Consider the following 15,644-nt stretch of genomic DNA (forward strand, 5'->3'; position numbering starts at 1 on the left):
TGCGTGGGAACAGCCATCCGCGTATCTGCATGCGAGTTCTTCCTACTCGATCCATACGCTTCCTGACAGCTGTCGTCCAACCGCAACATTTGCCATCACGGCGTGAAGACCGCACGACAATGCCCATGAAATTTTGATGACATGGTTCAGTCCGTCATCTGCCCGACCGTCTAATCAGCCGAAGGCTTTGCTTTTGCAACGTGCTGTTTAGAGATGCCCAGGGGAAGAGTTTCGTGATGACACCGGTCAGTCCAGGCAAGCGTTCACGTTCTGCCATGCGCGCAGCAGTTACCAGACATCCCCTGGCCTATGCGATCGCCTCCGTGCTGGCGATGGTCACCGTGCCCGTGTACGCGGGCGGGCCGCCGGTGATGAGCTCGGCATGGCTGGCGCAGCAGGCGCAGAACCACAACAACCTCCAGGCCAACAACAGCGCATCCGGCTCAGGGGCCCTGAGCGGCATCGCACCGCAGACGCCACAGCAGCTACTGCAGCAGAAAAACGTGCAGCAATCGCTGGCCAATTTGAGCCGCGCCGCACAGGCAGTTGCCGCGCAGATGGCCGCTCAAACGGCCGCGCAACAAGCCGCGCAAAAACTGGCTTCGCCCGTACCGAACGGACTCACCCCCGGTGGCTTGGCCGTGGCTCCCGGCGCCGCGAACAATCCCAGCCTGTGGCAGAACGCCAACCTGCCCACGCAATCCACGTCGAACGGGCAAACCACCATCGAAGTAAAGCAGACTGCGCAAAAAGCCATCCTCACCTGGAGCAGCTTCAACGTCGGCCGCAACACCACGCTTTACTTCAACCAAAGCGGGGGTAATCAGACCAACGGCAGCAACAACAACTGGATCGCGCTCAATCGCATCCAGGATCCCAGCGGCGTGCCCAGCCAGATCTTTGGCCAGATCAAGGCCGAGGGTACGGTCTATCTACTCAATCACAACGGCATCCTGTTCGGCGCGGGCAGTCAGGTGAATACGCAATCGCTGATTGCCAGTTCGCTGGATCTTTTCAGCAGTGATATCGCCACCAGCAACAGTGATTTCCTCAATGGTGGCATCTCGCCCGGAACCACGCCTGATCTGCCGTTCTTGGTCAATGGTGCCTTCAACGACGGCAAGAATCACGACGTAGTGGTGCAAAGTGGCGCTTCCATCACTGGTGGCACACAAGGCTTCGTATTGCTGGCTGCGCCCAATGTTTCCAATGGCGGCAGCGTTGTGGATGACCAGGGACAGGTGGTCCTGGCGGCGGGCGCGCAGTTCGACAACGCAACATCGCAATCGACCACTCAGCCGTTGTCCGTAATCGATGCAGGGCTTGGCGGTACCGCCACCAATACTGGTTTGTTGCAGTCACGCCGGGGCGAAGTGGAAATGGATGGTCACGACGTCAAGCAGGACGGTGTGGCACTCGCTTCCACCAGCATCAGCTATCCGGGCAGCATCGTACTGAATGCGCAGGACCAATACAGCAGCGGTAGTTATGCAAGTGCGGGCTCCCTGGTGCTGGGTCCTAATTCTGTTACTACCGTCTTGCCGGAAGAAGACGGTGCTACCACCACCTCCACCTCTGCGGCTACCGCAGCATTCAAGAGCAGTAGCCTCACCCTGGATGGTGAAACGGTTACTCTTCAATCTGGCTCGCTATTGGAAGCACCTAACGCCGATCTCAGCATCAACGCATTGATCGACAGTAGCAAAGACACCAACCCACTGGCCGGTCGTGTCTATGTCGACAACGGTTCAGTGATCGACGTCTCGGGTCTGGCAGACGTGCAGCTTCCCATATCGGCCTTGCTGGTGACGGTTCCGCGCATCGGTCAGAACGAGTTGGCGAATTCGCCGCTGTTGCGCAACGGCTTCCTCTACACCCAGAAGAACGTGGTAGTGGATAGCACCCAGAGCGGTGTTACGGCCGACGGGCTCGACTGGATCGGTAGCCCTATCCTCAATGTTTCCGGTTACGTAGACGATGTGCCGCGCACCATCGATCAGATGATGACAAACGGCGGCAGCGTCAACTTCACAGGGACGCAGGTCATCGTACGCAGCGGTGCGCAAGTGAACCTGGATGGAGGCTACATCGCTTATCAGGCTGGCTGGATCACTACGCCCAACCTGCTGGCTTCCAATGGCCGCGTCTACAACATTGCCGATGCCGATCCCAACATGACCTATGTTGGTTTCGCCGGTGACTACGAAGTCGTAGATAACCGCTGGGGTGTAACACTCAATTACAGCAATCCGTTGTTGGCGGGCACCACGCGTTGGGACAGCGGTTTTGCCATCGGCGGCAATGCTGGCACGCTCAACATCAATACGCTAAACGCGCTGGTACTGGATGGACAGGTAAGCGCGCAGGCTTTTGCCGGCCGCAATCAGGTAGCGCAAGGCAATCAGCCGAATGGCGGCACGTTGGACGTTACATTGGACGGTGCGGCTACGGCGGCTATTAACCTTACCTCTGTTTTAACGCCCAGCATCTTGTTGCAGCAATCGGTACAACCGATCGAACAGATCGATTCCACGTTTCAGGCCGATACGCCCTGGTCGACGGTGGTTAGCGAGCAAGATCCAAGTGGCAACAATCCCTATGACCTATCGCGGTGGGTGCCGCTCTCGGCCAACCTTGTGCAACAGGGAGGCTTCAGCACACTGAACCTGGGCAGCGCCAATTCACACAATGGCTTGGAAATCCAGGAACAAGCTGGCACCGTGCTCAGCGTACAGCCCGGTGGCTCGATCGGACTGACGGCGAACGACATCAACATTCTTGGTGAACTGAGCGCACCTTCTGGCACCATTAATCTGACCGTATCAGGCGGGAACATTACCGACCCGGCCAGCCTTACGGGTGCAACCCTGGCCCAGAACATCACCATCGGCGACGGCGCGGTGCTTAGTACCGCCGGGCTATGGGTCAACGATACGGGTGCGGACGCCGACCATTACATCGGAGACCGCTATATCAATGGGGGCACCATCAATCTGATCGACGACCAGGCAGATGTGGTTGTCGATAAAAAAGGAGTTCCCAACTACACCGATGAGAGCGGCTCCATCATGTTGCAGTCCGGCAGCTTGCTGGACGTGTCCAGCGGGGGCTATGTCAACAGCGCTGGCGAGCTGCAACTGAAGAACGGTGTGCCGGTTGGCAGTGGCGGCAACATCAGCTTGGTCACCTATGCAGATCAAGGTCTGTTGACATTCAACAGTGCAAATGAGCTCGCGCCCACTTCGCTGGGCCAGGGCCGACTCGTCATGGACGGTACCTTGCGTGCCTTCGGTTTCAGCGGTGGCGGTACGCTTACCTTGCAGGCACCCGATCTCCAGATCGGTGGCAGTGCCAACGACTTGGCACTGAGCAATGGTCTCTATCTGGATCCTTCTTTCTTTGCGGGTCAAGGTTTTGACAATTACGCACTTACTTCATTCACTGACGCCACCATCGCACCAGGCGCGATGGTGCAGATCAGTCGCGACAACCTGCTGCCCAATGTCAACGCTTTGCTGGCGGCGCCCACTGGCACGAACATCTATGCTGAAAGTCTGCAGACCCATAGCGCCTATGTAAGTGTGGGTCAGTTGGCACCGTATCTGCGTTACATCTCCCGCAACGCCAATGGCCCTGGCTTCTCACTGACTGCGGGTTTGTATTTGCAGTGGCCAGCTAACCCTTTGAACCCATCGGGAGGGGCCGTCCCCTATGTGGGAGTCACGGGTTCCGTGACGATGGGGCAGGGAGCGGTGATTTCCGGTGACGCGGGAGCAGACATTGCGCTCGCAGGCACGCGATCTACCATCGTAGACGGCACCATTGATGCACCCGGCGGGACCATTGATCTCGCCAATTCGGTAGTGAGCAGTTCGAACACGGGAATCGTGTACACCCCAGAGCTATGGTTGGGGTCGCAGGCGATCTTGAATGCTGCCGGCGTATCCCTGATCAATCCATTGGCGGCGGCTGTGCCTGGCGACAGTTCCGGAACGGGCCTGGCCGTACGCTACATTCCGCGTACCGGCCTGGTGCTGGACGGTGGCACCGTTAGCCTGACTTCCGCCCAAGGTTATGTACTTACCGAGCAGGGTAGCGTGATCGACGTATCAGGCAGCTCCGACGTCTACGACCTGCCTAGAGTAGAAGGTGATTTCGCCAGCGCGAGCTATCTGCCTACTCCGGTATGGAGCAATGCGGGTTCCATCGTGTTGGGTGCCGCGGCAGGTCTGTATGCGGATGGCAGCTTGCACGGACAGGGAGGCAGTTCTCAGGCTGAAGGCGGAACCCTGCAGATCGCAGGCATGACTACCTCCAATTACTACGCTCCGGTAGCCACGGGGCTGATATTGCAGCAATCCGGGTTGTTGCTGATGGACTCGGGGCTGCAGCCGGATGGCAAAGTGGTGCCGAGTGCTGCCAGCGGGGTACTGCACTTCGCGCTGGAACGCCTGGTTGGCTCGGGCATTACCAGCCTCATCCTTGGACCCAGTGCTTCGGTCAGTAACGCTGCAAATCAAAATAACAATGACACACTCTTGCCGGTCGGCTTCGCCGGCAATATCGATCTCTCGCTGGGCAAGAGTTTCGAGGCGTACGCGAACGCCTTCACTGCATTGCCGGCGGACAGCAAGGATTTCTCCGGTATCAGCACCACTGCCTACAACACGGGCAATGGTACGGTACAAATCAGCGCGCCCTATGTGGAGATCACTGGCGCCAAGGGCCGGACGCAAAACAGTCCGATGGCGGGCAATGGCACGTTAGACGTCGATGCCGACTTTATCGATCTCGGCGGCTGGATCAATTTGCAGGGTTGGGCAAACACGGACTTTACCGCCAGCGGCGATATTCGTTTCTACGAACCGGCAGATCTTGAGTACGCTACGAATGGCAGCAACGTCCCAGGACTGCTGTTCAGCACCGGCAATCTCACGTTGAAGGCGACCGAACTATATCCGGTTACCAATTATTACTTCGCAATCGACGCCAATCCTTCCGGCATGGCTCCCGGCAACACGACGCTGACCATCCTGGGTAACGGCCCTGCCAGCGCTCCGCTATCGGCTGGTGGTGGTCTGTTGCTGGATGCCGACAACGTTATACAGGATGGTACGGTTTGGGTACCTTCCGGCGATCTCATTATTGGCGTGCAGGATCCCGGCACCGTAATGAGCGCTTTCAGCCTCACCGAACAGCAAGTAGTCGCCACGCAAAACGTCGCCCTTGGCGCAGGCAGCCTTACCTCGGTTTCGCTGGATGGCGAAACGGTACCCTATGGAAGCACCACCGACGGTCTGGAATGGAATTATGCCGGCGCTTCCAATGTCACCGTTTCGCCCCTGACCGCACCGCCATCCAAATCCATCACTATCGCTGGTACCGATGTCTCGCTGGACAGCGGCGCCACCATCGATATCCGCGGTGGCGGCGCGTTGCAGGCGTCGGAATGGGTGCCGGGTACGGGCGGCACCGTCAATGTGCTGACCCAGTATGAAACCAGCTACGAAAACAGCACCACTGGTCAGCAGGTATCGCAATACGCCGACGGCCGCGCCATCTACGCCATCCTGCCTGGCTATAACGGGCCGGTGAGTGCGCAGGATGCGGCGATGAGCAGCGCCGCGAATGCAGGGTCGGGACCCGCCGTGGGCGAATCGGTGTACCTATCCGGTATCGCCGGCTTGCCTGCCGGTTACTACACCTTGCTACCGGCCGGTTATGCGACCCTGCCTGGCGCGTATCGCGTCGTGCAAAACACCAGTTCGCAGAACAGCATCCTGGGTCAGAATGCCGTGTTGCCCGATGGCACGCTCAGCATTACGGGTTATTTCGGCAATGCCCTGGATGGTTCGCATCAATCCACCAACACCACCTTCCTGGTACAGCCGAGGTCGGTGTGGCAGCAATACTCGCAATACACGTTTACCGATGCGGACACTTATTTCGCCAGTCAGGCCGCCAGCAACGGCACGGTCACGCCGCTGTTGCCCGTCGACGGCGGCCACCTGCTGCTGAGCGCCACCCAGCAACTGCAACTCGGCGCCACCCTTGACTCCGCGCCTGCCAGCGGCGGCCGCAGCGGCATGGTGGATATCGCGGCGCAGTTCATCCAGGTAGTGGATGCGAATTCCACACCGTTGGATGGCTATTTGCAGATATCCGCCGACCAGCTCACCGATTTGGATGCAGGTAGTTTGCTGTTGGGCGGCAGCCGCCAACTCACCAGCAGTGGCTACCAGATCACCAGCACCGCCGATAGCGTGGTGCTGTCCAACGACAGCGCGGATCCGCTGGAGGGGCAGGAAATCCTGCTGGTCGCTGATGGCAATGCGGGAGCGCAAGGTATCGTACTGGAGCCAGGCAGCTATCTCGCTGCCGCCGGTACCAGCACGCCTAACACCACGCCGCTGCTGTTTGGCAACAATGCGGGTACCGACAGTAGCGGTGGCAATATTCTCGCCACCAGCGGTAACGGTGCTTTGCTGCGCGTTTCCCAAGATGGTGTTGCACCGGTTGTTCGCTACGACGTTTCCGGCACCACCCTGGGCAATCTCACCATCGATGCCGGCGCAACCGTACAGGGCGGTGGTTCGCTGATCATGGATACCACCGGCGCGACCAGCGTCGATCCGAATGCGGTGTTCACCGCGCAGGATATTCAGGCTACCGCCAACCTGATCAGCTTCGTGGGCAGTGACGCACCGAGTTCCGGCAACGGCGGCTTGGTGATCGGCCCCAGCACCTTGAACCTGTTCAAGGATGCGGATCACGTCACATTGAGCAGCCGTGGCGCGATCGATTTCCTTGGCAATGTCAGCATCGACTTGCCGCAGACGTTGGATCTCAACGCCGATGCGTATGCCAGCGATGGCGGCACGGTCAGCATCAAGGCGGCTACGTTAGGCTTGGGCAATACTGTCGGTACCAGCACCGCCACGGCAGCAACCGGTTCGGGCCAGTGGATACTCGATGCGAACGAACTCGATTTCAACGCCGGCAACAGCGTCACGCAAGGTTTCGCCAGCGTCACCGCCAATGCCAGCCAGGGCATCGTTGGCCAGGGTTATGGCGGCATGGACTTCGGTGTCGCCAGTGTCAGCTTCAACACACCGATCCTGCTGGCTGGCAGTGGTGCCGATACCGCGCTCACCACCACTGGCAGCCTTACCGTCAATCACGCAACCGGTACAGCGCTGACCGATAACAATCTGGGCGGTACGCTGATGCTCAGCGGTGGCACGCTCACCGTGGGTACGCAAGTGGACGCGTTGGCCGGCATCTTGAAGCTCACCGCTACCGGCGGTGACCTCATTCTTGCCAGTGGCGCTAATGTCGACGTCGCCGGCGTCAATAGAACCTTGTATGACGTCACCACCTACGCGGCGGGAGGCACCCTCACGCTTACCTCCAGCCAAGGTTCAGTGGCGGTAGATTCCGGTGCGACGGTGAACTTTGCCGGCGCTCCGCAGGGCGGCACGGCGGGCAGCCTCGCCATCAATGCAGACGGTCTTGCTACGCTGGACGGTACGTTTGAAGGTGGCGCAGCTAGCGGCTACAAAGGTGGGTACTTCGCTTTAAGCAGCGGCGGCGCGCTGGATCTGGATCAGCTGGCGCAATTGACTCGAAATGCCGGTACCACTAGCGGGATCTCTATCACTAGCGGTACCGGCAATCTATGGCTCTCCGCTGGACAAAGCTTGGTCGCACAGGATGTGTCTCTCACTGCCAACGGTGATGCGGGTGTAGTAGATATCGAAGGCACAGTGAATGTCTCCGGTGGTGCTGCCGGTGAAATACAGCTCTACGGACGCAATGGTGTCAGCGTTAACGGCAGCCTGTTAGCTACCAGCAGCGTGCCGGGACAATTGGGTGGCATCGTGGAAATTGGCACGGTTGGCACGCCAGATCCAGATGGTTCGCTTGATCCCACTTATGGCTACGAAGAAGTGCAGCCAGGCAATGCGGGCAGCATTGTGTTCGGGCCGAATGCCATCGTCAATGTATCCGGTGGTTCCCCTGATGTGGGCGGAACGGTGGGCTTGCGTGCGCCGTTGCTGGCCAATGGCGATGTGCCGATTACCTTCGCCAATGATGCATCGATTACCGGAGCGAGAAGTGTCACCATCGTGCCCTATGCAGTATGGAGCACTGCAGATACTAAAAATAAGACCGCCGATCCCAGCAAGTATTTTGATGGCCTGATCGATCCTTCTGGCTGGTACACCTACGGCTCTGACGGTACACCGCAGCTTGTCTCCGGTACTTGGTACAACGAGGCGGGTGTTGCGCAGGACGCACCGGCCACCGCTGCCATGCTGCAGATCTATCTTCAAAACGACTACTTCGTGCCGGATGCAAGCTCGGTCAATACGGCACACGAAACATTCTACGGTTACGTCAATGGCGACCCAAGCCAGGGTGCCGGCACATTAATGAGTTACGTAGAGCGGCCTGGGTACGCCTTCGGCAATCGCTATGCAGGTATTGCCAATCTGCAGATCAGCCCAGGCATCGAGCTGATCAACCCAGACGCTCAGGTCAACAGCGGCAATATCTCGATACTCACTAATTGGAATCTAGGTGCTGGCGTCACTGCAGCGGATGGCACGATCCAACTGGCGTATCGCTACGGTGTCAATCCCTCCGTCTCGGCATCAGGCATTGCACCTACGTTGACCGTGCTGGCCCTGCATAACCTAAACATCCAGGCCAGCATCACCGATGGTTTCTATCAGCAAAATAACGGTGCGCTGATCACCGCACCCGTTTCTCAGCCGTCAGGAGGCGGAACAGACCCGCTTTACACCACGGACTACAATCTGTATCTGGCTACGATCGATTTTCTGGAAAACGGTAATTTCGAAGATCTAAATGGGTACGGACCCTATAACCTGTGGAATGGCGGAGTGACGTATTTTTGGTTCACAGGCGGAGGTTTCAATCCGACTCCGGCAAGCATAATTGGCATGAGTCAACCGGATTTTTATCAACCGGTGACTGCCCCGCAACCAGGACAATCTACGACTTATTATGAAAATTATCAGGCATACATTGAAACAGTTGGCGCAGGGCAGGATGGAACTTGGTCAGCCGCCTTCAACTCGGGAGACATTGCAGGTTTCCTCCCTTACAACTTGTCGAATCTGTCAGCGCCGGTAATCGGTGCCAGTTACGCGGCTTATGTAGAAGCCTATCAGCAATGGTTGACAAGCAATTTCAACAGCAGCAATGACGACGCCAACTTCAACCTCACGGCTGCACAGGTCCAGACGCCACCTCCTATTTTACCTCCGCTGAACTCGGAGGCAGCCAACAACTATTCGCAGTATTCAACGGATTACAGCACCTATATCAATGGATTCAACGCCTACTACAAATATGTTTCTACCAGTCTGGGTAGCGTCGGCGAAGGCGAGAATAATTTCCTTAATTTCCTTCCTGGCTCTCAGTTTTTTTACGCGCCCTCGACACCTGTCGGCGGTACGGCGGCCATAGCCCAGGCAGCGAACAATTCACCGTCCAATATGCCGAGCTTGGCAAATCCGGCTTCGCTAGCCGCAGCCACCCTGCTGGGTGGATCGAGCAGCAGCTACCAACTGGTGGCCGGCGCTAATTTCTCCAGCGCGAATCCGCTCTCCGTCGTATCGAACACCGGCGCGGGCAATATTAATCTAGATGGCCATTTCTCCGCGGCATACACGGCGAGCGGTGGCAACAATGAAACGCTGATATTCCCCACGGTAGTGCGCACAGGTACCGGTTCCATTGATATCGTCGCAGCGGGTGATATCAACTGGGAGGATTCGGCCGCACCTGCAGCAATCTATACCGGTGGTCAACCTGCTGCGGGCACCACGGCGGGTACTGGCGTAACAGTAGCGACCACTGATCCCAACGAAGGTGCTGTACCTGACATATTGGTCACGGGCTTGGTCAATCCGGATAACGCGGGCAATATCCTGCTTAGCGCCGGGGGCAACATCAACGGTATCGAACAGGTCTATGACGCCGACGGTACCATCACCGGTACGAAGGGAGCGTTGATCAGTCAGTTCTGGTGGCCGTGGATGGAAAGCGGCAACAGCGCTACCAGCTCTTCGATCAATTTTGCCAATTTCGATCAGGGTGTGATGAGTGCGGGCGGCAACGTGACCGTTGACGCAGGAGGCAACATCAGCGATCTGTCGGTGTCGTTGCCCACCACCTGGTATGCGAACGCGACAGATACCGCGATTACTACCGTGGGCGGCGGCAATCTTACAGTGACCGCCGGCGGAGATATTCTCAGTGGCAGCTACTTCGTGGCGAAGGGAACAGGCAGCCTTTCGGCCGGAGGGTTGATCGGATCCGATTTCACTTATGTCTTGCCGGCTGGCAGCATTGGTCCAGAAGGCAGTGCGATCGGTGGCTTATCTACGCCTGTTTCCACGCTGCTCGCTCTCCAGGATGCACAATGGAACGTACAGGCCCGCGATGGCGTGAATATTGCCGATATTCTCGACCCTTCTTATGCCGTGTCTCTGTGGCTCAACGCGGACGCACAAAGCTACAGCGGCAGTTCGGCAGTCAATGCGAGGACGGCTTCGGGTGATATCACCTTGGGAAGCCTCGCTTGGGAAACCCAGGTGCTTGGTGTTAGCTCCACGGTCAATTATGACCTTGGTGTATTGCCTTCGACGCTCGATGTCACGGCATTGAATGGAACTATCAATATTCTTACAGCAGGTGGGTTATACCCATCGGCTACCGGCAATCTGAGTCTTCTCGCTGGCGATTCGATCCAGTTTGCGCAGGAGAACTACGACCTTTTTAGTGGTGGCACCAGCGTAGACGGCTTTGGCCTGATCGACGCGGATCCCTCGGTGCTGCCCTCACCTTTGCAGCCGCAAGGGTCCGATAGCACTTACTACATAGATCTGTCCGAATATCACTATCTTGACGATGGAACTACCTCGTACCAAAAGGTGTTGCATCAGGCCGGCCTGCATGACGCCGACAGCACCCCCGTGCGTATCTATGCCCTCAACGGCAGCATTGTTGACGGCACGTCGGCACCTAATGGCACCCAGATGGATGAAATGCTTATCGAGCCCGATAAGCCGGCATTGCTCTACGCGGGCCAGGATATCGTCGATCTCTCGTTTATCGGACAACAGACGCATGCTTCGGATATCACCCGCATTGCAGCGGGTCACGATATCTACGATACCCAGTACAACCCCAATCCATTGCTTCTCTTTCAACCAGTCAATTTGAATTATCAGCCCATACCCGTGATCGAGCTGAGCGGCGTAGGTACGCTGGAGGTACAGGCAGGCCACAATGTCGGCCCGCTCACCAGTCAGGCCGACATTCTCAACGCACAGTCCACGGTGGGCGCTCCGACGGGTATCGAAACCATCGGCAACACGCTTAATCCCTACTTGCCGCACGATGGCGCCAATATCGATGTGCTGTTCGGCGTAGGGCCCGGCATCGATACCGGCAACTTTTTGACCCAATACCTTGGTAATCCCAATGGCATTGATGGCTTTGGCAGCCTGCTGCCAGATCTGGTCATGTTCATGGAACAGCAAGAAGAAGGGCAGGTCGTCGATACCGGTTTTGCCAAGGATCAGGCCACCGTGGTGCTGACGGCGCAACAAGCCGAGACCGCTTTCCAGCAACTGCCTTCCTACAAGCAGGAATTGTTTGCGCAGCAGGAGTTTTTCAAGCTGCTGGCCCAGGTCGGTGCGGATTATAACGATCCGTCAAGCCCGTATTACCAGCAATATGCGCGCGGTTATGCGGCGATCGAAAGTCTGTTTCCTGCTTCGCTGGGCTATACCAATAACGGTAGCGGCGCCGGCGGCATCAACGGCGAAGCGCAGACGATCGACACGGGCGACCTGGATATCCGCAGTTCCACCATCCAGACCCAGCAGGGCGGCAATATCAACCTGCTCGGCCCAGGCGGCCAGGCGCTGATCGGCAGCGCTGAAGCGCCACCGGTTATTACCAACAGCCAAGGCAAGGTCGCCGCTGGCCCCAATAGCATGGGCGTGCTCACCCTTGAACAAGGCGACGTCAATATTTTCACCGACCGCAGCTTGCTACTCGCGCAAAGCCGCATCTTTACCGAGCAGGGCGGCAATATGGTGATCTGGAGTTCCAACGGCGATATCAACGCTGGACAGGGCGCGAAGACGGTCGCCGTGATACCGCCGCCCACCTACCTGTGCGATCAGGATGCCTTCTGCCTGCTCGATGCCAAGGGTGAAGTCAGCGGCGCCGGTATCGCCACTTTGCAGACGATACCCGGTGCGCCGACAGGGAACGTCTATCTGATTGCGCCTCGCGGCACGGTGGATGCAGGCGACGCCGGTATCCGCGTATCGGGCAATCTGGTGGTCGCCGCCGCGCAAGTGGCGAATGCCGATAACATCCAGGTGCAGGGCCAGAAGATCGGTGTGCCGGTGGCGCAGGCCGTCAACGTCAGTGCGCTGACGTCGGCGGCCGCCGCCGCGGGCGCCGTGAGCAAGATAGCGCAAAGCATGACGCAGCAACAAAACAACGCGCAGCCGTCCATTATCTCCGTGCAAGTGCTTGGTTTCGGCGACGGCAGCGCCAGCCTGTGGCGGAACGGCGCCTATGACCCGAACAGTCCGGTACAGGTGCTTGGCGCAGGTCCGCTTAGCGATGCGCGCAAGCGATCGTTGACCGATGCCGAGCGTAAACGGCTTGCCGACGAGTAATGGCTATGACCGTGATGCTGATTGGAATAAAGGCCATACCGCACGCAAAACCCGTGGTGCAACAACATGAACTGACTTGATTGGTGTCAATCCTCAGCCAGATCTATGTCGCTGAGAACATGCCCTCCTCTACGTACAGTAGGGTTGGGGTGGGGTGAAGCCCTCCGGCTTGTGGCAAGGCACACAACCCCAACCCCAATTTTCTTGCGAGAAAAGCGGCGACAAGCGCAACTGGATGTCGACATCGATTAATCGGGTGAATTGATCATCCTCCCTGCGGAAATCCGTCCCAGGGATGGGCGAGGTCTTCTCAAGCGCAGGAGTCAGGACAAAGGATTGAGGCCATCACCGTGAATCAGGGTGCACTCATCGAAACGCTTATCCAGCTTTCCAATTTCCGCCAGTATGCGATGGCCGAATCCTTGTTGGCCGCCTGTACGCGCGACCAATTGGAATTATTACTGGAAGTGGCGGATCGCGCTTTCAGCTCGCGACTTACCTATTCTCTGGAAAAACAGCTCAAGCGCAGCCTTGGGTCGGTTTACAAGCCCAAGGGCACCTTGCTCGCTGAATTGGTGATGATCTTCAATGCATGGTGTGCGGAAGGACACCGAAGCGCTGTTCGCTCTGTGTTGGGTGAATTGAAGCGGGATTATCTGGCGAACCTCGCCATATGGCCGGAACTGGATCGCGAGGTTTATTCCATGTTGCGGGAATTCGATCGTTCGGATGAAGCCAAGGTGCCAGGGAGTTGTTCGCATTATTGCTCTCCCTGAGCGTTGGCGTAGTGATGTTCCAGAAGCCTTCGTTCGTGCTTGGTATCGACCCTCAAGGTGTATGAGCGTTCGGTAAAACTATGGCTGACGCTCAACGGGAAGCTTTCCGTAACCTCGTGCCGCTGCCCCGGATTGCTCAGCTTAACTACGGAGTTCATTCAACTGTCGCCCCGGCAAATGCTGGAGCTCAGTGTCTGTAGTCCTGCGAAAAAGTTAGGCCCCGTCTTTCACAGAGGTGACAAAAATAAGGCAGGCACTACACCTGCTCATGGAACGGGATGCAATTTGAACCTGCTCAGTGACTAAGCGTATTGCCAAAACACCAGGTTCAATCCCTATCCGCCCGCCTGCGGCAGGCATATCCATGATTGCCTATCGAGCAGAGAAAATTTTGCTCAGTCAGTTAAGTGCTGTCATTAAAACAAGAAATAAAAATCGGATCAGAAATCATAAAGATACTCATGTCTAAGGTTTGTGAAAAAAAGCCACGTGCCGCAAATCTTGTGAGCTTTTCCACATTATATTTCATGACATTAAAAATGACTTATTCGTATATATGCCTATTAATGCAAATTGTAATAACGGTGGCATATTCAAGGACATCAATACTTAATTGCACCGTCATTGCCGGGGTGTAAAAAAGCCGAGCCTCCAATTCCGGAGGTATAAACGCTATGGGGAAAACCATGAGTTACGGACTTAATAGGTTCAACACCCGCACCAAGCTGATGGCTGGTGCTCTTGCGTTGATTCTGGCCGGAGCTTCGCATGCCGCCACGCAGGTAGGCGGTGGCGCGACGCTGCCCTCGATCGGTTATGTCGGCACCAATGCCGCGACGATGCTGCAAGTGACGGGGTCCAACATCGACAGTGGCTCCCTGTTTGGAGTGTATGCATCGCAGTCGGGCAATGGCGTTTCCTATTGCCTGACCGGTAGCGGCGCCGGCAAGAATATCCTTGCGGGCGTTTCTGGTTTCGGCGTACAGATGGACTGCGTGAAAGACACTAGCGGTACGGTACACGGCTTTGGCGCGGCAGCCGTGAGCCGCACGGATCTGACGCAACCGAACTTCGCCGGTGCGGATTCGCCGTTGGCGCTCACCGATTACAACAACTACATTGCCAACCATCCGTCTGGCTACTTTCCTACTCAGTTTCCGGCTGTGGCGGGTGCGGTGGCGATCGCTTTCAACCTGAAGGATAGCCAGGGTGCGAAAGTGACCTCATCAGAAGTGAACTTCAGCGATACACAGCTCTGCCAGATCTTCTCTGGAACGATCACCGATTGGAGCGATTCCCGGCTGTCCAGTGCGTTCACACTGCCTTCGGGCGATTCGATTCCTGCCGGTGCCATCAACGTGCAATATCGTTCGGATGGAAGCGGAACCACATTCAGCATCAGCAATCATCTTGCAAACGTCTGCGGTTCTGCCGGGCTCAGCAATGTTTTTGAAACCAGCCAGAACTTCGCCGGCACGGGTGGCGTAGTGTCCAACTTCTTCACCACGGGTGGAGTCGAGACGCTTCCGTCCAACTGGACCGGTTCAAGCGGCAATCCAGGCGTAGCCAACGCTATTGCAGGCACGTCAGACAGCATTGGCTATGTGGAAACAGCCAACGCCTTGGCCACCAATCCTGGCCTGCAGTTCGCCGACGTAAATAGCAAGAGTCCGCAGACCAACTTCGGCACCGCGCTTGCTGTTCCTGCAAGCGCAGTAGTCTTTAACGAAGTGATTAGCAGCACCAACAATGCAAATGGTACCGCCGCACTGTCTGCGATCAGCAACGCTCCCGCTACGAAGTGCATTGCGTTGATTCCGCCGGCGGACTACGCCGTTCCGGGCAGCCGTGGCGGCATCGTGCCGTCGACCAGCTACCCGATCGTGGCTATCTCGTATCTGATGGGCAACACCGACGGCAATGGAACGGATCTGGCTGCTACGCAAGGTCTGCTGGCCTCACCGTACGACAGCACAGTTCAGAGCAGCGTAACCACGATTGGTGGAACTACGGGTCTGGCTTTCCTGTCACCTGCCTCCGGTGCTTTCACCGGTAGCCAGGTCAGCGGCTGCCTGGTCAATTAAGTTTCACGTTTCATTCTGCGGGGAGCAGGAAGAGGAGGGACTGAACC

At 57.3% G+C, this 15,644-nt stretch carries 4 protein-coding genes; 3 read left to right on the top strand and 1 reads right to left on the bottom strand.

Annotation, left to right across the window (positions count from 1 at the left end):
- Nucleotides 1-236 precede the first annotated feature (236 nt).
- Nucleotides 237-12,737 (top strand): filamentous hemagglutinin family protein, encoded by a 12,501-nt coding sequence (locus tag AC4HNJ_RS09790; RefSeq protein ID WP_490479375.1) that lies wholly within the window; start codon nt 237-239, stop codon nt 12,735-12,737.
- Between the two features lie 350 nt (nt 12,738-13,087).
- Nucleotides 13,088-13,513 carry a hypothetical protein gene (locus AC4HNJ_RS09795; protein ID WP_490479376.1) on the top strand — a complete coding sequence of 142 codons (426 nt, stop codon included), beginning with the start codon at nt 13,088-13,090 and terminating at the stop codon, nt 13,511-13,513.
- Here the strand turns inward: AC4HNJ_RS09795 and AC4HNJ_RS09800 are convergent.
- Nucleotides 13,498-13,671 (bottom strand): hypothetical protein, encoded by a 174-nt coding sequence (locus AC4HNJ_RS09800; protein WP_490479377.1) that lies wholly within the window; start codon nt 13,669-13,671, stop codon nt 13,498-13,500. The two genes, AC4HNJ_RS09795 and AC4HNJ_RS09800, sit on opposite strands and share 16 nt — an antisense overlap.
- 528 nt (nt 13,672-14,199) lie before the next feature.
- On the opposite strand from AC4HNJ_RS09800, the gene AC4HNJ_RS09805 reads away from it, so the two are divergent.
- Nucleotides 14,200-15,597 carry a substrate-binding domain-containing protein gene (locus AC4HNJ_RS09805; RefSeq protein WP_490479378.1) on the top strand — a complete coding sequence of 466 codons (1,398 nt, stop codon included), beginning with the start codon at nt 14,200-14,202 and terminating at the stop codon, nt 15,595-15,597.
- Nucleotides 15,598-15,644: the final 47 nt, after the last annotated feature.

Source organism: Dyella sp. SYSU CM1112 (assembly GCF_058216415.1).

Bases quoted from the DNA above. Each gene is read 5' to 3' on its own strand.
- AC4HNJ_RS09790 (WP_490479375.1), top strand. From the start codon at position 237: ATGACACCGGTCAGTCCAGGCAAGCGTTCACGTTCTGCCATGCGCGCA.
- AC4HNJ_RS09800 (WP_490479377.1), bottom strand. From the start codon at position 13,671: ATGAACTCCGTAGTTAAGCTGAGCAATCCGGGGCAGCGGCACGAGGTT.
- AC4HNJ_RS09805 (WP_490479378.1), top strand. From the start codon at position 14,200: ATGAGTTACGGACTTAATAGGTTCAACACCCGCACCAAGCTGATGGCT.